The organism is Vibrio sp. 1-Bac 57 (assembly GCF_037546855.1).
Lineage (GTDB): Bacteria > Pseudomonadota > Gammaproteobacteria > Enterobacterales > Psychromonadaceae > Psychromonas.
Genome location: NZ_JALAAC010000009.1, coordinates 38,046 through 57,001, shown reverse-complemented (window position 1 = coordinate 57,001; position 18,956 = coordinate 38,046). Strand labels below are relative to the sequence as shown.

The window sequence follows — 18,956 nt, the reverse complement described above, 5'->3', positions numbered from 1 at the left end:
ATCATTATGTCTACGATATTAAAAGCTTTAGAAAAAAATAAGCACCATCCCCAGACGCTACTGATAGATAAATCAACGGATAAGAATTGGAAATTAGTCGTGGCTGCTGCTTTATTAGTGATCGCCTTGTTATTAGGGCTGGTTTTATACTTATTATTTAAACCGCTAGAGCGTGTGATAGAAAATGCTAATAATGTAACCATGACCGCAACTCCTACACAAACAACTAGTCTTCAAGTTGCACCTGTAATATTACAACAGCCACAGACAAAGCAGGTAAAAGAGCCTGTTAATACGGTTAGTGAAATCGATTTCAAAACTAAACCTTTACCAAAGTTACAGAAAAAAGTACCAGTGACGAGTACGCAAACTTTTATATCTGCAGAAAAAAACACAGAGAATGAGAAATTAGAGGTTGTTACACCAATAAGTGATGAAGTTGAAAATAGCCTTGCACTAGCGGATGTACCAAGTGATTTACAGCAACGTTTTGCGTTAGCTGTTGAACTTGAGCAAGGACAGCAATCAATACCGAACCAAGTTGCCAATGACCAACCTGTTCTTGAGTCAGATATTTCACAAATGTCCGCACAGTTCCAATATCAAGTCCCTGTGATGAGTTATGACTCCCATGTTTATTCCACTAAAGCCAATGATCGTTGGATCCGTATAAATGGTGTGGATATGCGAGTGGGTGATTATGTTGGAGCGGTTGAACTGGTAGAAATAATGCCTCAACAGAGTGTCTTTCGTTTAGGAAAACAGCGTTTTACTCTAGAGTCATTAAAGGATTGGAAAGGTTAAATTGGTTGGTTTCTCATGCGTAGTATTGGCCACATATTAAATAAACTTGTTATAAAAAAATAAAAAGAGTCTAATAAATATTGCAGTGACTTTTAAACACTATCTTTTAAAACCTTTTAGTTTTTATGATATGACTTGTTAGCTGCAAAACGCTTACTCTTTATGCCTTTAAGAGTAAGCGTGATGATTAGCTGCTATCGATTATTAGTTATGAATTACCAATTATCAGTACGTTTTTTACGGCGCGGTAAAAACGGAATAATTAAGCCAATTAATAAACCAAAGAATAAAACACTACCGCCGTACATTAACCATTCCATCTTAATGCGCTCATCTTTAGTCGATTGTAATAAATCTAATTCCATATTACGTTCTTCTAAATCAGCAATGGTATCGCGTAATGCTCTTTTTTCGCTATCAAGCTGAGCGATTAAACTATCTTTATCGATAATAGCTTGCTCACTTTCTGTTAATGCTTGTTTATTATCATCGTTAATTGTTTTTAACTTGTCTTGGCTTTCTTGATACTTCTTTTGTAGCTCAGGTAATAAGGATTTTGCTGGAGGTTGCTCTTGAATCTCACCTGATTTTACCCAACCCACTCTGCCAGTCGAAGATTTGACTTGCATGAATTTTGTTTTGCTATTGTATTTTAAAGTGCTGACCGCTGTGCCGACTTCGATCGTACCAATAATACGGTACTCAAGACTAGGACCTGAATGCATATAAATTGAAAGATTATCACTAACATATTGTGTGGCTGCAAAACTGCTTGAAGAGAACAGCAAACATAAGAAAAACTTAATTGATTTCAAAAGAAATACCTTTTTAGCAAATAAATTGAATGGTCATTCTAAAAGTTATTAAAGCTCAGTAAAAGTAAAAAGAGAGCCTAAGCTCTCTTTTTTCGATCAATACATGACTTAATGAGCGGCGATTAAGAAAAAATACTCTTTAATATGTAGAAAAATACAATTGATAAGCCGGCACCGATAGGTAATGTCACTATCCAAGAGATTACAATATTACGAACAACGCCTAAGTTTAATGCCGCGATACCACGTGCCATACCTACACCCAATACTGCACCAACTAAAGTTTGCGTAGTAGAAATAGGTAAACCGGTACCCGATGCAATTACAACCGTTGAGGCAGCAGCTAATTCTGCGGCAAAACCTCGGCTAGGTGTTAAATGTGTAATACCATTGCCGATGGTCGCCATCACGCGCTTACCAAAGATAGCAAGGCCCAATACAATACCAACACCACCAAGTGGTAAAATCCACCATGCAAGCTCTGCTTTTGCTGCAATTTGACCATTATGTTCAACGATACTTACTACCGCTGCAAGAGGTCCAATAGCATTTGCAACATCATTTGAACCATGTGCAAATGCCATCGCACATGCCGTTACAATCATCAATACCGCAAATATTTTTTCAACATTAGCAAAGTGCATATGTTTATCAGCTTGTGGATCAATTTTAACGCGATTAACAAAGAATTTGCCAGTTATTGCCACTAGGAAACCAATGATCACTGCAGAAACTATTGCTTCGATAATACTAACATGTAACCCAACATGTTTAAGGCCTTTGGTAATCGTCACTAATGACAGGATAAAACCAGCCAAAAACATATAAAAAGGAACAAAACGTTTTGCATTAGCAATAGGATCTTTGGTATTAAATATTAGCTTTTGCGAACTCATAAAAATGAAATAAGCAATAATCCCTGAAATCAGCGGAGTGATTATCCAACTACCGATAATACCGACCACTTTACTCCAAGTTACACTATCAACACCGACACCAACAGCAGAAAAGCCAACAATAGCACCAACGATAGAGTGCGTTGTTGATACTGGCCAGCCGAAGTAAGAAGCTATAATTAGCCATAAACCTGCGGCTAATAGCGCAGCTGTCATACCAAATACGAGCAACTCGGGTTGGTCAATAAAGTAAGCGACATCAATGATCCCTTTACGGATTGTCGAGGTTACTTCTCCGCCTGCTAGGTAAGCACCAGCAAATTCAAAAATCATTGCAATGATTATTGCTTGTTTAATGGTTAGCGCTTTTGAACCAACAGAGGTACCCATTGCATTAGCAACATCATTTGCCCCGATGCCCCAAGCCATTAAAAAGCCTACCGCACCAGCAAATATAACTAACATGCTGCCGTATGTGTTTAAAATTTCCATAAAAAGTCCTTAGAGCTACGATCTAGCTAGAATAAGTTCTAACTGGGTGCCGATTAATTCTGAGTGATCGGCAAGACTACCTACCCATTCGAGAATTTTATATAAAAACATGACATCTACAGGTTTGTAATTATCTTCAATGGCTAATAAGTTACGACGAAGTTTAATTTGCAATGAATCTGTATCATCTTCAATCGTTTCAAGTACTTCTATCATTTTAGTGACGATATCCACTTCACGACCTTTAAAGCCCGCTTCAAGTAATTCATCTAGCCCATTAATCGCATTTTTTGCTTGCTGTATCGCATCTAGGCTACGTTGTACATAAGCCATAAAATCAACGAAGATTTCACTAGGGATCTGTAATTGGCGCCCAAAAGTACGCCCAGCAATGTCTTTTGCTGTATTGGCAATTTTATCTTGTCGATTAACTAGCTCTAATAAATCAGCGCGGTCAATAGGCATAAACAAACCCTTTGGCAGCGTTAAACGTAATTCACGTTTCAGCTCATCGGCTTGTTTCTCATATTGAGATATTTGCTTTCTCACAACTCCTGCTTCTACCCAATCATTTTTTGAACATGCTTCAAAAAATGGAAGTAGCAATTCGCTACAAGTCGCAACTTTGTCCATGTGTAATTGGATCGGTTTGATTGGAGATTTTGCAAACACTCCAAATATCGAATTAACTGGCATGATTCACCTTAATTTTTGATGGTTTGGTAACCACATAATGATCAAATAGAACATCTAATATGCGGCGCATGTTAACTTTCTTTTGCACACAATAGAACATCAATTTAGTATAATTGAGAAAATTTTACGATTAAAAATGATCTTGGTTATTAAATGAAGGGCTATTTTAGGTATAAATTATGGAAACAGAGATAGAAATTAAGTTCTTTTTTAATGCGCATTTTGCCGATGAACTATTGGCTAAAATAAGTCAATACACGGTTATTTCTCATAAAAACCAAATGCTATACAACGTTTATTTTGAGACGCCTCTGCGTGCACTAAGAACCATGGATATGGGATTAAGAGTACGTCGAATTGATGACCAATGTACGCAAACGATTAAAACCTCTGGTCGAGTGATAGGGGGGTTGCATCAACGACCTGAGTACAATGAACCAATAGAGGGGTTGCAACCAGAACTGTCCCGCTTTAACAGTAAAATTTGGCCAGAAGATTGTAATATAAATCAATTGCAAGCACAGTTATCTCCTTTATTTAGTACTGATTTCAAACGTTTACATTGGTTGTTGGAAATGCCAGATGGGACGTTAATTGAAGTCGCTTATGATTGTGGAAAAATTATTGCGACGCAAGGCGAAGCTGATATTTGTGAAATCGAATTAGAATTAGTGAAAGGTGATGAATCTAAATTATTTGTTTTAGGACAAGATATTGCCTCATTACCGCAGGTACGTTTAGGTAATGTAAGTAAAGCTCAACGTGGATATATGCTCACAGAAGGGGTTGATTTTGTCGTTAAACCAATCGACTTTTCTACTTTAAATCATGATATGAATTTACAAGAAGCGATGTCAGTAAATTTTCAACATGGTTTAAAACATTTGCAGTATCATGAAAATTGCTACCTTGAAGGAGGTGATTTTAGCGCCTTAGTTGAGTTGCAAAAAAGTATTATGTTTTTACATCAAAATATTCATCTTTTTAAGGAAGCAGGCGTTTCTTTTGTCGGTTGTGCTTGGATTGAAGACCTACAATGGCTTGCTAGAAGCTTTTCATGGGTAGATGAACGTTTAGTTTTTAGAAATTTATTAGAGAATAAAGCTTACTATATTCGAAAATTACCGAGATTAAAGCAATTACAGAAAAAACTACACTTAGCTGATCAGGCGCTGCCGAGTGAAGAAGATATTTTTAATATGTTGCACAGTTCTCGCTATTGCCACTTTGTTTTAGGATTAACAGAATGGTTAATTCAGCTTGAAAAAACACCACAAACTGATGCGCCGCCAGTATCATTACTTTCATTTTCTGATACCGCGTTAACCGATGGGTGGTCTAAATTAAAAATAGCATTATCTTCTGAACCCTTATTAAGTATTGATAAACTACTCGCACACCAAGGATTGCTAGCGGCAAACTTAATGACTGGGTTTAGCTTTGGTAATTTATTTAGCACGGAACGAATTGCTGAGTATTGTTATCCATGGTTAGATATTTATCAGGGGATTCATGAGTTATCGATGCTTGATACTATATATGAGTTAGCTCTTGATGAAGAAAACAGCGAAGCGAAAAATGAATATCTTAAATGGGTTAAGCGTAAGCAATATTCTTTATTAAGCGCGATTGAGCAGTCTAAACAGCGTGCACTATTAAACGAAATGTATTGGATTGATCCTGATAATTAACCCGAGTTCAAGGTAACTTGAAGGACTCCCATTATTACCTTCTTTAATTTTTAGGTTAACTGAGCGAAGCAATAAATAGTTATTGCTTCGCTCAGTGCTTTTCAAAACCATGTCTTTTTGTATGAAATAGATACAAATTTTCTGTTTATATTTCAATTATGCGCAATAAGAAGTCAAGAGTAGGTAAATAATCACAAATGTGTTGGTTTTAACTATAATTGAGTAGATTTTAATAATATTTCAACTAATATTTCTCGATGACAGTCGATAGATTACTATTCCTCTTTATTTTCCTTTTATTGAATTGAGTTAATATATGCCACAAGTACAGTTAAATAGCTTAGAAAAACAATTAGTTAATACATCTCCTCTGACCAAAGGTATTATTCTATTTTTCCTTGGTGCACTGTTTATATTAGTGATTAATCAGTTTTTTGTGGTTAATTTAGTGGCTACCTTTATTGTTGTATTTTTATTAGTTTTAGTCGTGGTATGGCAACATCACTGTAATCATAAGCAACTCGCCGTTTTGCAACGATACCTTCAAGACCCTACCACCTCAAAACCAGAGCAATTAGAAGGTGCATTCTCTCAGCTTTATCTCGTTGCTAATGATCAGATCGCCGAAGCTACAAAGTATGGTGAAAGTACAGCTAGTACTTTGACTCAATTACATGAAGTGACTGAGCAATTTGGTGCCTGCATGGAAGTTATTAATGAATCTGTAGCCGAAGAGTTTGAGCAAATAGAGTTACTAGCGACGGCGATGAATCAAATGACGACTGCCGTAAAAGAAGTAGAAGGTAATGCAGAAAGTGCCTCAACTTCTACTTTGGAAGCGACAAATGTCGCTGAAGAAGGCCGCAGTGCTGTTGATGCGACGATCACTTCCATCAATTCATTGTCTAAAAATATTGATGATTCAGCGATTGCCGTTAATAACGTAGAAAGTAAGGTTGAGAGCATTGGCAGTGTAGTCGATACTATTCGCAGTATTTCTGACCAAACCAACTTATTAGCCTTAAATGCAGCGATTGAAGCTGCACGCGCGGGTGAATATGGACGCGGTTTTGCAGTGGTGGCTGATGAAGTGCGTAGCCTTGCTAAACGCACACAAGATGCGACAGTTGAAATCCAAGCAATGATTGAACAGTTACAAAAGAGTGCGCAACAAGCCGTTGGTTTAATGGATAGTAGTGTTAAAGAAGCAGAAATTGGCGTGAAAGAAGTGACCAAAGCGGGTATTAAACTTTCAGACATCGTTGGTAAAGTAAGTCATATTTCTGAGTTAAATTATCAAATAGCCTCTGCTGCTAAGGATCAGGCAACAGTTGCTGAAGAAATCAATAATAGTTTGGTACAAGTGAAAGAAACAGTAGAAGGCTCTGTGGTTGTATTGAAAGAAGTAACTGATATGACCGATGAAATTTATGGTTATACGGTGCTTTTAACCAAAGTTTAATATTGCTAGATACTTTATAGGGCTATTTGTAGACAACTCTATTTTTAGCGTAAAGTCACTCGTTATAAATCTATAACCGGTGGTCTTGCCAACAAGCATTGTTACTCTGTAGTGATGTACCCTTTACCATTCAAGTAGCTAAAGCCTTTTGATTGGTAAAGAGTATTGTATTTATTTTTCTTTAAAATATTCACTGTTAGAAGCAAATTTAGTTAACTCCTCGATCACACACTTTTTAATATCTAATTGGTTTTCAGATGAAATATTATAGCGTTGCCCTAGTTGCATATAATCTTCTGCACTTAAACTCACTGTTAAACGTGGGCGTTTAGGCTTTTTGTGTGTGGTTAATTCTAATAAGTCTCTGATCTTTTCTGAAGGGCTGATCCCTTCATCTAATGCGCTACGGCGAATGCTATATTGCAGCTTGCTATCCATATCGAAAGCGATTTGCACTGCTTTGACAACTTTTGCTGATTGCTGCCATTTTTTAGGTAATTCACCAATTGGCATGTTTATTCTCCTTTGATCCATAATTCTGCAATATCACTTGCAGGGCGCAAGCTTGATAAATATACATCGGTATCACCATTCTCAAAAATAAAGATTTCTATCTTACGTAAACCTTCATTGCCTTCAAGTGAATAATATTCAAATTCTTGACCATGTTCCTGATCAGAATATTGTGGTGGTTTACTGTCCCGATAATCGGCTTGATGAATGTAGCCAGATGTTGAAAAGTCTTGCTGGATATATTCCGTGGCTAACATATCTGCATAAGTGTGTTGTTTTGCTGTCGGTGTTAAACGTGCGTTGCCAGGAGCATTAAAAATATCAGAAAAAGCATCCATATCAAATAAAGCTTCTACTTCAGCACGAGTTAATAATAGGCTGCACTGTATAAGATTTTTAGGGTTTTTAGGAAAACTCAGATAAACCAATTTTTGATTACTACCTTGCGCAATCAATTGTACATAATGTTGATGTTTAAATTCAATGGTAATGACATCGTTAACTTGTAGCTGTTGCTTACGCATTACTTCAGGTAATGCAAAACTATCATCGAAACAAAAAATATCACCGATTAATAGCTGATCTGGTTGATTCAAAGCACGTGTTGGTGTTGTTGCTTGTTTACTAAATAACGATTTTAAAAAACGCATAAATATCCTTTAGCAAATATGTGATGTAAGCGTTAGCTAGATGCAAAAAAACACGACTGCCTAAGCAAGTCGTGCTTTATTGTTATAGTAACCGTATTAGTGATGTTTCAAAATAAAATTTATTTATTTTTTAAACGATCTAATACCGATTGTGCACTATTTTGTTGAGCCCCAATACCTGCATCTTGCAGTTTATTTTTTAATGATTGGTCTGAGTTTTCAGAGGCTAATTGCTCTGCTGCTTGCAGTTTATCATCAAACATTGCTTGTTTTTGTTTGATTCGTTCTAGTGAATCTTTGGCATTTAATAATTTAGAGTTGCTTGCAGTAAAGTTATCTGAGATTGCAGATGTTGCTTTTTGTACACTCTCTGTGGTTTTTACCATGGTCAACTGGCGTTTGTATTCAGTTAACTTACGTTCACTCTTTTTAATCAATTCTTTTAAGCGATCAATGCTATTTAAGAAGCTTTCATTTGCTTGTTGTTGATCTGCTGCATTACTTTCAAGTTCTGCTATTTTTTCAGCAACTTCAATAGCTAATGCTTCATTGCCTTGGTTTAGCGCTTGCATTGCATAACCTTCATGCTCTTTGATGCTGGCTTGTAATTGCGCTAATTCACGAGCTGTTTGCATTTGTTTAGCCATCACTGAAGTCAAATCACGCTTGGCAATTGTGATATGTTTTTCTGAGTCACGAATTTCTTGAGCAAAAATTCTAGTCGAGTTAGCATCTACAATTGCTTCACCAGCTTCTGTTGCACCACCGCGTACTGCAGTGATTATTTTTCTAAATATGTTCATTTTTAAACTCCGAATTAATTTAAGTAGCTATCCATTTCACTGATCACTTCAAGGCTGTTATCGCTGAGAGTGACTAATTCAAGCTCTATATCTTCTAAGCTTGAGTTGATTGATAGCGCGCCAAAGACAACATATTTGTCTTCGACTTTAGCAAAAGAGGAAAGCGGCATAGGAATGTTCATTTCTAACATTGCTTCCATCATATTTGCTTTAAGTTCTGATTTAATTTCATCTTCACCCCATAAGTAGGCAATACATAAAATTTGGTTATCACTGATAGAAACAAAAATGGGGATCTCTTCGCGGTCAATAATTTCTACTTGTAGTACATCTATTTCACCATTGATTGGCGTACAGTCAAAATTGAAGCCCGTTTCGGTATCGTCTGCTAATTTATTTAAATGGGTAGCAATAGTATGAATATTCATCGTGTTCCTTAACCGTGTTTGACATTAAATGTCATGTGAGTATTAATTTAGTAGCCAAGCCATTATATGTCAATGGATTTCTGCGTTTATTTTCGTCGTTTTACTTAACTCGGTGTGAATGCTGTTATTAAAGTCTACTCGTTGTCACTATCTTAGTCAGCTACTTATCGGTTTTAAATTGTTGCTAGTCTCATAATAATGGTGCTTCAAAATTACTTTTCAATGACCATCATTGTAAAAATGTAGAGCAGGTTTGTTATTCTTGTGTGTCATGACTGATTTTAGTGGTGCTTAGTGCGTCATTAGTAATATTTTATTCTGTGCGTAGGATCATGCATTTAAGACTAGGGATCTGCTTATGATGCTTTTTTACCTCACTTTTTATTTTAAGGAAGGTAAACTCTATAAGAGTAGCGCCTTCCTCAACTATCGAATCTTATTGTGAGCAATGTATGTCTTTATTAAATGAAGTAGCACAAAAATATATGCAACAACTTGGTGAACGTTTTGATTTATCGAGCTTAAGTGATGATCACTCTCAGCAATTATATGACGTTTTTGCATTAAGTGATTTTGTTGCAGAGTCTTTAATAAAGCAGCCAACTCTTATTCCCTGCTTATTTGAAAGTAACTTATTAACCACAACCGATCGCACTGAGCAATTGATAATAGAGCTAAAAACCGCTCTGTCAGAGACTGAGAATGAAGCGCAATTACACCAAACATTACGTTTTTTTAGGCGTAAGCATATGGTGGTCATTGCTTGGCGAGAGCTCTTAAATCTAAGTACTTTGCAGGAAAGCTTTATCCACATTTCGTTATTAGCAGATCAGTTAATTTTACAAAGCTTAAATTGGTTATATCAGTTGCAATGCCAAGAGCAAGGTACGCCAATCGGAGAGTCCGGTGAGCAACAAACAATGTATGTTTTTGCCATGGGTAAGTTAGGTGGTAAAGAACTCAACTTCTCTTCTGATATTGATCTTATCTTTTCTTATCCTGAACGCGGCCAAACCGAAGGCGGGCGACGCGTTATTGAAAACTCTGCATTTTTTACTAAATTAGGGCAGCGTTTAATTGCTGCACTACACCAAATAACCGTTGATGGTTTTGTATACCGTGTAGATATGCGTTTACGTCCTTTTGGTGAGTCTGGGCCATTAGTGACAACCTTTAACTCTATTGAAGATTATTACCAAACTCATGGTCGAGAATGGGAACGTTATGCGATGGTTAAGGCGCGTGTTTTAGGTAAGGAAGGGATTTACAAGCAAGAGCTCGAAGGAATGCTTAGGCCCTTTGTGTTTAGACGTTATATTGATTTTAGTGCCATTGAGTCATTACGAAAAATGAAAGCAATGATCAGTGCTGAAGTACGCCGTAAAGGTTTGAAAGATAATATTAAATTGGGTATGGGCGGGATCCGTGAAATTGAATTTGTTGCACAAGCTTTTCAACTTATTCATGGTGGAAGGGATTTGCAACTACAATGCAAAGGGTTACAACAAACTTTAAAAGTAATTGCAGAAACAGAGGTCTTACCGGCGGATAGAGTTACTTGTTTATTGGATTCATATCATTTTTTACGCGCAGTAGAAAATGTATTGCAGCAAATTGGCGACCAGCAAACGCAGACATTACCGAATAACGAATTAGATAAGCTACGCTTAATTAAAGTAATGAAATTTGAAGACTGGGAAAGTTTTTATACGCGCTTAAATCAAGTAATGGAAAACGTACACAAGGAATTCAACTGGGTTATTGGGGAATCTGAGGAGCAACAAAATGAACCGCAGGAAGAGTTTGTTGAATTGTGGGAGTTGCAGCTTTCTAGTGAAGAAATTGAACCTATTTTAAGTAAACATATTAAACCAAGCAGCAAAGCCGATAAGCAGGTTGTTGCATTTTCAAAAATGATTGTTTCTTTAAAAGAAGATATTAGTCGCCGTCCGATTGGCCCACGAGGACAAGCAACAATTGATAAATTATTACCAAGAATTATTGCTTTAACTTGTGCCTTTTCTCATCCGGACAGTCTTTTTGAGCGTATTCATCATCTGATTTTAAATATTATGCGCCGTACCGCTTATTTGGAGTTATTGAATGAAAATGAGGGGGCACTAAATCAGCTATTAAAATTATGTTCAGCTAGTCCTCGAGTCTCCGCGCAGTTAGCTCGTCACCCTATTTTACTCGATGAGTTGTTAGACCCTCAAAAACTCTACCATCCAACGGAGTTAAGTAATTATAGAAGCGAGTTACAGCAGTTTATGCTACGTATTCCTGAAGAGGATATGGAGCAGCAAATGGAAGCGTTGCGTCAATTTAAACAGATGCAATTTTTACATATTGCCACCGCCGATATTACAAAGGGTATTAAATTACCTCAGGTAAGTGATCATTTAACTTGTTTAAGCGAGGCTATTCTTGAGTATGTGGTACAAATAGCTTGGGCTCAAATTACTGAAAAATTTGGTATACCGAGTAATGTTGCGAGCACTGACCGTAAAGGTTTTGCGGTGATCGGCTATGGTAAAATGGGCGGTTTAGAGCTTGGTTATGAGTCTGATCTCGATGTGGTATTTCTACATGATACTAATATATCAGGTGTAACCAATGGTACTCGTAGCATCGATAATCAGTTATTTTATTTCCGTTTAGCACAACGTATTATTCACCTATTTAGCTCGCGTACTAACTCTGGCATTCTGTATGAAATAGATATGCGTTTACGCCCATCGGGTGATTCTGGGCCACTTGTCGCAGGTATGGCTGGGTTTCATCGCTACTTAAAAGAAAACGCATGGACATGGGAGCATCAAGCTTTAGTTCGCACCCGTCCAGTATTTATTGATAGCATTATGCAAAAAGAGTTTACGCAAATACGGGCAGAAATATTAAGTCAAACGCGAGACCAACAGTTATTAAAAAAAGACGTATCGGAGATGCGCGCTAAAATGCGGGATCACTTGAATCGTGCTGAAAGTCAGGAGTTTGATCTTAAGCAGTCTCCAGGGGGAATGGTCGATATTGAGTTTATTGCACAGTACCTGGTGCTAGCTCATGCCAACGAATTCCCTGAGCGCTTAACAGAGTGGTCGGATAATTTGCGTATTTTTGCTGCTTGCGAGCAGCTTGGGTTATTAACTGAGCGGCAAGCAAAACAATTGATTGATGCCTACTGTCATATTCGAGATGCCGCCCATCGTTTAAGCTTGGGTAAAAAGAAACGCATTACACAGGCAGATCAGTTAGTTGAAGACCGTAATGCTGTAATTGCAGTATGGGAACAGCTTTTTTAGACTGAGTCAGTTCCTAGCTTAGGCTCCGCTAATGTTTTTAAATAAATCAAGATGCAGCGGAGTCGGCAAACTAAGAGGTATAAAAATAAAGGCGAGACTGCTTTGTAACGCAACTCGCCTTTGTTTGTGTTTTTAATGCACATTAAATCAAACTTTATTAGTGATATTGGTACACCGAAGGTTCTCCCTCTGGGCGGGTCTTAAAGCGACGGTGTAGCCACATATATTGATCATCACATTCACTAACCATGCGCTCTATCTGTTGGTTAGTATAAGTGGTGTCAGCCTTTAAATCCTGGCTTGGAAAATCACTTAACGCTTCATAAAAAATTAATTCATAGCCCTCTGAACCAGGCAGACGCTTTAAAAACACAGGAATAACAACACTATCTTTAACACGCGCTAAAGTACTTGTGCCAGACACTGTGTTAGCGCTCTCTACATCGAAAAATGGTGCAAATATACTGCTTTTGTGTCGCCCATAATCATGGTCGGGTGCGTACCATAATGCTTGTCCGGTTTTTAATACACGTAACATCGCTTTAAAATCTTTGCGATCTAGCATCGCTTTATGCTCGCGCATACGTCCCCAGTAGAACCAATAATCTAAAACTTCGTTACTATTTTTTCTATACACCGCATAACTTGGGTGAATCAAGCCTAATGCACGCGCGCCCATCTCTAAAGTTAAAAAATGTGCACCTAAAAAGATAATACCGTTGCCTTGTCGGGTGGCTTGTTGTAGATGTTCAATGCCTCGCACACTTAGTAAACCACGTACACGCCAACTTGGCCAAAACCAAGCCATGCCCATTTCTAATAAAGCAATACCCGTATTTTCGAAGTTCGCTTTTACTTTCTGATCAACTTGTTCCGGTGTCAGTTCAGGAAAGCATAATTCAATATTACGACGTGCAGTATGAAAACGTTTTTTAGCAAAAGGGATCGCTAGTCGCCCTAAGTATTTACCAATATTTAATATTGTTGAATAAGGTAATAATGACGATAAAAAGAGAATTAAGATCCCTAGCCAAGCTAACCAATATCTTGGGTGAATAAAGCTAGATTTTAATTTGTATATATCCATAAACTGCTCTCTGCTATCGGGGAGGTATGATTCTAACGAATAATATTAGAAATACCTATTATGTCTTTGAATCTTATTGTGTTGATTGCTCTTTTATTATTACTTTTGTTCAAGGCTAAACTTAATAGGCTGTTAGCTAAAAATGTTGAAATACTTTTAGGCATTTCTACTTTTTTGTAATGATGCCGTTATCGCTTATCGATAAAGAGTGATTACCTCACAGTGGCTTAATCGCTTCAAAAACAACCTTAAAATATCAACAGTGTCTAGTCTAATTGATATATACTCATTAATATTTTTTGTATATTTATTTGGGTTTAAAATGTTGAGAGCAAAGCGTTTTCACTCTTCCGACTTTATTTTTGTTGTACTCACTGTCATCTTGATCACTTTTATTTTTATGTTCATGTCCAATGATCAAAGCCAAAAACAACAACGTCAATTAGTTGAGCGCGCAGTATACAATAGTTTTGTCTCTGCACTAGCTCAAGTGAAGTCTAATGCTGGCTTATTGTATGATTTACAATATCATAATGAAGCTATCTTACCTTTACTAGAAAAGGCAAATAACAATATAAATGCTCCGCAAGTTTTAGCCTCGATTAAACAAAGTTTGTATGAAAAATTGCAGCCTTCATTTCGTAGTAGTAGCCAAAATTTTGAACATCAACAGGTGTATCTAAGTAATGGTGAATCATTGTTAACATTGCAACAAATTACAGAACCAACCAATAAAAATAACGTCGACAATACTGCCTTGAGAAAGGTACTACAAAATAAAGAAACCTCGTTTGGTTTGTCATTGAAAAATGGCCGTTACCTGTATAGTTATTTTTTTCCTGTTTTTAATCACAAGAATAATTTTATCGCCGTGGTAGAAGTCGCTATGCCATTAACTGCAATGAAAAAAATATTAATGTCAACTAGCGCAGTAAAATCGCAATATTTATTAGCAAAAAGACCACTCTTATCGACCCAACAAAAAGCCAAGTTATATCAAGAAACGGCTTTTTCCGATGCTTTTTATATTGGCATCAACGAAAACAAATTAAACCCTAGATTAGGAGATCTAAGTGCGGCTAATTTGGCGCAATTAAAACAAAGCCTAGGCCTAGCTGAAGAAACAAAATTAATGCAATTGAAACGCTTTTCAGTCAATACTCGTATTGCAGGAGAAGATGGTATTGCTGTTTTCATGCCCGTTCATGATGCGCGTGGTTATGCGGTAGGTGGTGTACTCACTTTTTCTCCAATGATGAAGTTGTATCTTTCACAATCTGACAAATATGCGATCACACTTATTCTATTATTGATGGTGCTATTAACATTACTGTATACCTTTAGAAAGTACATGACGTTGAGTCGTTTACAATTGCGTTATCAGTGTTTTTTAGATGGTTTACCTTTCCCTATTTTTGTTAAAGGTTTTAATAATGAATATATTGTTGCTAATAAGGCGTTTTACCGTTTCTTTAATGTTACTAGAGCGCAGTTATTAGATAAAAAACACAGTGCAGCCATTGAACCTGAAGCATTAACTATATCTATTGCGGATATTAATCAAGCTGGTGGATGCATTGAAGTAGAGCCCGAGAAATTAAAAGAAAATGATCCTTCAAGCTATAAAATTTTGGCTCTGTTCCATTTTACTGTTGTCGACCTTATTATCTTATAAATTACAAGATGTTATAAAATCTTCGAAATAACCGTAATCTCAATATTTACAAAGAGTTAAGCATAGAAAAAATTGGACAACATGATTCTGGAACAGAGCCAAAATTTTCTATTATGCAAATTCGCAATTGAGTAGAGAAATGATTGGCTATATTGGTTACATTAAAGATATTAGTGACCGTAAATCACTCAATCAATCTTTAAAATCATCAATATTCGATCAAACTCAATTTATGGATTTATTACCATTAGGTGTGCGTATTTTTAATCTTCAAGGACGCACTACTTTTGTCAATAAAGTGTTGGCACAATTAAGCGGTCATAAGGTAGATGATTTACTAGATACAGACTGTGATACTCTGTTTACGTGCCTACAATGTAATAAAAGTGTGTGTCCTATACTAAAAACCAAGAATACAGAGCAAGTGCATCGTATAGAAACTATTAAATATAACGCCAAAGGCGAGGCTCGAACCTATGAGATTGTTCAGCATCCCTATTATTCAACAGAAAAACAAATTCAGGGGATTATTGAAATCACCCGCGATATTACCGTTGATAAATCATTATTAGATAAAAATAATGAATTGATGCTAACCGACGAGCTTACTGGGTTATTAAACCATCGCGGTATTGTCAGTGCCGGAGATAATTATTTCCGTTTAAGCCAACGTGCTAACAAACCTTTCTTTGCCTTATATATTGATGTTGTTGGTATAACCAAGATTAATTTAGACCATGGTGAAGCAGAGGGAGATCAATTATTAATGTCTTTTGCAAATATATTGACTGATACCTTTAGAGAAACCGATTTAGTGGCGCGTATTGGTGGGGATGAGTTTGTTATTTTAATGACAGATAGTGAATATCATATTACCGATACAGGGCTGTTTCCTCGCTTAGACAATAATGTTCGAAAGTTTAATTCAAGCTCCATTAGAAAAAGTCGTTTAGTGATTGATACCGGAATCGTTGAGTATAAAAAAGAAAGTCATCCCGATTTACTATCTTTGATTAATAATGCAGAACAATTGGTATATGAGCATAGTATTAAACGCACCCTAGGTTAGTCCTTGCTTACTTAAACTGTCTATGAAAACTTGTTTGGGCACTTTTAATGCTTGGTTATTTGCTAATTTCAAAGGCCAAGCAAGATAATGATCGGGTTGTTTAAAGCCGATCAGTTGTTGGCCAAGGTAATGTTTAAGTTGCTGACAATCTAGATCAAATTGAGTTGAGTCTGAAAATAAAACAAAGAGCGCAATGCGCTGACCATATTGTTGATCCTTGGTGGGACAAATATAAGCTTGTTTAACACGACCATATTGTAAACATACTCGCTCTATTTCCTCCGGCTGAATATTTTCGCCACCACTAATAAATTGTCTGTCTTTACGTCCTATAATAGATAATTGATGTTGTTTCAGTGTGCCCAAGTCACCACTTGCAACCCATTCTTCTGCTGCAATTTTATGTATTGCATTATCTCGGAAATACCCAATAAATCGTGTTTCGCCAGTTATATAAATTTCACCTCGGTGTGTTTTTATTTCTCTATACGGTAAAACCTGTAGCTGACTACTGTTATCAGAGGTGGCAATTTGCGAGGCCATTTCAGTACTGCCGTAACTTAAGTGATAGTGAAATCCACGTGCAGCTAACGCTGTTAGGTGCTCTTCTGAAAAAGCGCTCCCACCCAATAAAACATGTTTAATGGCAGATTGTTTCGCATTAAATAAAGGATCTGCTAATAAGCGGATCAATTGCGTTGAAACTAAGGATAAGTGCGTGATCCTGTGTTGTTGTAATAAGGCAACAGTCAATGGATAAGTGGTTAAGTGTATGCATGCTCCTGCAATAACGGTTCGTAATACCGTTGCATATCCACCAATATGAAATAGTGGTAGGGACAATAAGTTATGATCCTGTGAAGCAAGAGGGATCAGTCTTTGTGAGCCCAGCGCACTAAAAAAGTGATTACGATAATTATGTACAATCGCTTTAGGAAAACCGCTGCTACCAGAAGTGAAAATAATATTGCAAGCTTGTTCTGGTTCAATCAATAAAGGCGTGAGCGTTATTGCGGAAGTGGATATATTTGCAGTTACTGCAATAGAAGGTGAAGCCTGCTCATGAAGGTTTGATAACAGCAATTCAAAATCTATTTGTAATTGAGGTGACGAGGTCGGTAGGGAGTCTGCATCTTGCTCATTCTCAATCCAACAGTACGGCGTATTTAATACTGCCAATCTTTGCGACAACTCAATAGCGGTAAAGCGTGGGTTTAGCGGACAAAATAGCCAGCCTGCTCGTACGCATAATAATTGCATTAATAGCAATTCAATACCATTACTGGCGATACAAGCAAGCCTGACCATTGACGGTGGAGTTGAAGTTGAAATTGGAGTAGTTAGGTTAATTTGTGTCAGTAATTGTCTTTGCAGTGCGCTTAATAGTTGATCTAACTGCTGGTAGGTGATCGATTGCTGATCATATTGCAACGCAGTCCAGTGACTATGATAAATAGCATGCCAGCGAACGGGGCAGTGGTTAATTAAGAGTGCCATATACAAATTGCCTGAGATGTAATGAATCTTTGTAAGTCTGAATTATCCTTAATAGCATGACTTATTTCAGGTTGGAAAGCGTGTAAGGTATCTAAGCCTAAGCTTACCTTTAATTGAGTTTTTTGTTGCCATTGCTTTGCTAGATAAGCCAGTTGCTGTAGAGCGATTGGGGATTCAAAACTCGCGCTCATGCTAAGACTTAATTGTTGCTGTTGTGCATGCGTTAATAAAGCCTGAATACGAGCAGAATAGCCAATCAATGTAGGTTTGATGATTAACGCTTTAATACATTTGCTGATAGGCAATAGATTGGATATTAATAAGCTCTCATCTAATGCGATGGAGACCTTAAATTGTGTTGAAATGGATATATTATCCATAGTAGAAAGCGTTGGCTCTTCAATATAATCAATACATTTTCTGTCAATCGCATCTAGGAAGTCGATATATTGAATTGCAGTCCACTGCTGATTGGCGTCTAAGCGTAGCTGAACAGCGGGATTAAGTTCAATAAGGCTTTGTATGACTTTAATATCCTCTGCCACCGATAAACGCGCTACTTTCAATTTTACTGTTGCTGGATAATTTAACTCTCTATAGCGCTTAATAATTTCGTTCAGGCTACCTTGCAATAAAGGTATGGTCATTAAAGCAATATCTTGCGCTACATTACTTGTTTGTAATGCCCAGGGAATACGTTGCTGTAGGCAAAATAAAGCAAAGCTGACACTCGGTAAAAAAGGCGCTGTAAAATCTACTTGTTGATGGTTTGCTTGTTGCTTGCTTATGCATTGATTGGTCAACGTTCCGGCTTGTAAGGCATCGATTAGTTGCGTTTGACATGCAGCAAGTGTTTCTTGGCTAAAACCGGGCAGAGGCGATACTTCACCAATATAATCTTGCCCATGTGGGCTGTGCTCAATTAACCATAGTCCTTCGCGGGTGCTTAAATGATGGCCTTTAAAATTAATGGTTTTTTTTAAAGGTAATGAGAAACGGTACAAGCTTAACTTTTTATTTGAGCAGTCAAATAGTTGATCAAACTTGTCCATCATTGTCCTTTTCTAAATTATTTA

General features: G+C 37.0%; 16 protein-coding genes. 6 read left to right on the top strand and 10 right to left on the bottom strand.

Annotated elements, in window-relative coordinates; genetic code table 11:
* Window positions 1-6: 6 nt before the first annotated feature.
* Complete coding sequence (locus MT391_RS08000) at window positions 7-804, top strand: general secretion pathway protein GspB (RefSeq protein ID WP_499497481.1); 798 nt, start codon at window positions 7-9, stop codon at window positions 802-804.
* A 215-nt stretch (window positions 805-1,019) separates the two neighbouring features.
* Here the strand turns inward: MT391_RS08000 and MT391_RS07995 are convergent, their stop codons facing one another.
* The 3 genes from MT391_RS07995 to MT391_RS07985 all read right to left on the bottom strand — a co-directional run bounded on the left by MT391_RS07995 (window position 1,020) and on the right by MT391_RS07985 (window position 3,703).
* Entirely contained in the window at window positions 1,020-1,619 is a 600-nt protein-coding gene (locus tag MT391_RS07995) for a TIGR04211 family SH3 domain-containing protein (RefSeq protein ID WP_299663693.1), read from the bottom strand.
* Window positions 1,620-1,741: 122 nt separating this feature from the next.
* The gene (locus MT391_RS07990; RefSeq protein ID WP_499497479.1) at window positions 1,742-3,007 is read right to left on the bottom strand and encodes an inorganic phosphate transporter; all 1,266 of its coding nucleotides are present in this window, start codon (window positions 3,005-3,007) and stop codon (window positions 1,742-1,744) included.
* A gap of 15 nt (window positions 3,008-3,022) precedes the next feature.
* Window positions 3,023-3,703: a TIGR00153 family protein gene (locus MT391_RS07985; RefSeq protein WP_166368830.1), complete on the bottom strand. Its 681-nt coding sequence runs from the start codon at window positions 3,701-3,703 to the stop codon at window positions 3,023-3,025.
* Between the two features lie 179 nt (window positions 3,704-3,882).
* Between MT391_RS07985 and MT391_RS07980 the strand changes: the two genes are divergently transcribed.
* Together MT391_RS07980 and MT391_RS07975 are read left to right on the top strand one after the other, a co-directional pair.
* Window positions 3,883-5,394 (top strand): CYTH and CHAD domain-containing protein, encoded by a 1,512-nt coding sequence (locus MT391_RS07980; protein WP_499497477.1) that lies wholly within the window; start codon window positions 3,883-3,885, stop codon window positions 5,392-5,394.
* A 316-nt stretch (window positions 5,395-5,710) separates the two neighbouring features.
* Window positions 5,711-6,856 (top strand): methyl-accepting chemotaxis protein, encoded by a 1,146-nt coding sequence (locus MT391_RS07975; RefSeq protein ID WP_499497476.1) that lies wholly within the window; start codon window positions 5,711-5,713, stop codon window positions 6,854-6,856.
* A gap of 171 nt (window positions 6,857-7,027) precedes the next feature.
* Here MT391_RS07975 and MT391_RS07970 read toward each other — a convergent pair whose 3' ends face one another.
* The 4 genes from MT391_RS07970 to MT391_RS07955 all read right to left on the bottom strand — a co-directional run bounded on the left by MT391_RS07970 (window position 7,028) and on the right by MT391_RS07955 (window position 9,250).
* Window positions 7,028-7,369 carry a hypothetical protein gene (locus MT391_RS07970; RefSeq protein ID WP_166368824.1) on the bottom strand — a complete coding sequence of 114 codons (342 nt, stop codon included), beginning with the start codon at window positions 7,367-7,369 and terminating at the stop codon, window positions 7,028-7,030.
* 2 nt (window positions 7,370-7,371) lie between these two features.
* Window positions 7,372-8,019 carry a hypothetical protein gene (locus MT391_RS07965; RefSeq protein WP_499497474.1) on the bottom strand — a complete coding sequence of 216 codons (648 nt, stop codon included), beginning with the start codon at window positions 8,017-8,019 and terminating at the stop codon, window positions 7,372-7,374.
* A gap of 119 nt (window positions 8,020-8,138) precedes the next feature.
* Complete coding sequence (locus tag MT391_RS07960) at window positions 8,139-8,822, bottom strand: PspA/IM30 family protein (protein ID WP_166368820.1); 684 nt, start codon at window positions 8,820-8,822, stop codon at window positions 8,139-8,141.
* 14 nt (window positions 8,823-8,836) lie between these two features.
* Complete coding sequence (locus tag MT391_RS07955) at window positions 8,837-9,250, bottom strand: YjfI family protein (protein WP_166368818.1); 414 nt, start codon at window positions 9,248-9,250, stop codon at window positions 8,837-8,839.
* Between the two features lie 452 nt (window positions 9,251-9,702).
* On the opposite strand from MT391_RS07955, the gene glnE reads away from it, so the two are divergent.
* The gene (gene glnE, locus MT391_RS07950) at window positions 9,703-12,552 is read left to right on the top strand and encodes a bifunctional [glutamate--ammonia ligase]-adenylyl-L-tyrosine phosphorylase/[glutamate--ammonia-ligase] adenylyltransferase (protein ID WP_499497473.1); all 2,850 of its coding nucleotides are present in this window, start codon (window positions 9,703-9,705) and stop codon (window positions 12,550-12,552) included.
* Window positions 12,553-12,709: 157 nt separating this feature from the next.
* Here the strand turns inward: glnE and lpxL are convergent, their stop codons facing one another.
* Window positions 12,710-13,639 (bottom strand): LpxL/LpxP family Kdo(2)-lipid IV(A) lauroyl/palmitoleoyl acyltransferase, encoded by a 930-nt coding sequence (gene lpxL / locus MT391_RS07945; RefSeq protein WP_499497471.1) that lies wholly within the window; start codon window positions 13,637-13,639, stop codon window positions 12,710-12,712.
* A gap of 322 nt (window positions 13,640-13,961) precedes the next feature.
* Between lpxL and MT391_RS07940 the strand changes: the two genes are divergently transcribed.
* Window positions 13,962-15,314, top strand: a complete 1,353-nt coding sequence (locus tag MT391_RS07940) for a hypothetical protein (protein ID WP_499497469.1) — start codon at window positions 13,962-13,964, stop codon at window positions 15,312-15,314.
* Between the two features lie 139 nt (window positions 15,315-15,453).
* A complete protein-coding gene (locus MT391_RS07935) occupies window positions 15,454-16,383 on the top strand; it encodes a diguanylate cyclase domain-containing protein (protein ID WP_499497467.1) in 930 nt (309 codons plus the stop codon).
* Here MT391_RS07935 and MT391_RS07930 read toward each other — a convergent pair.
* Entirely contained in the window at window positions 16,375-17,880 is a 1,506-nt protein-coding gene (locus MT391_RS07930) for an AMP-binding protein (RefSeq protein WP_499497466.1), read from the bottom strand. The genes MT391_RS07935 and MT391_RS07930 overlap by 9 nt on opposite strands.
* Window positions 17,868-18,932 (bottom strand): o-succinylbenzoate synthase, encoded by a 1,065-nt coding sequence (menC, locus tag MT391_RS07925; RefSeq protein ID WP_499497465.1) that lies wholly within the window; start codon window positions 18,930-18,932, stop codon window positions 17,868-17,870. Before menC ends, MT391_RS07930 begins: the two co-directional genes overlap by 13 nt.
* Window positions 18,933-18,956: the final 24 nt, after the last annotated feature.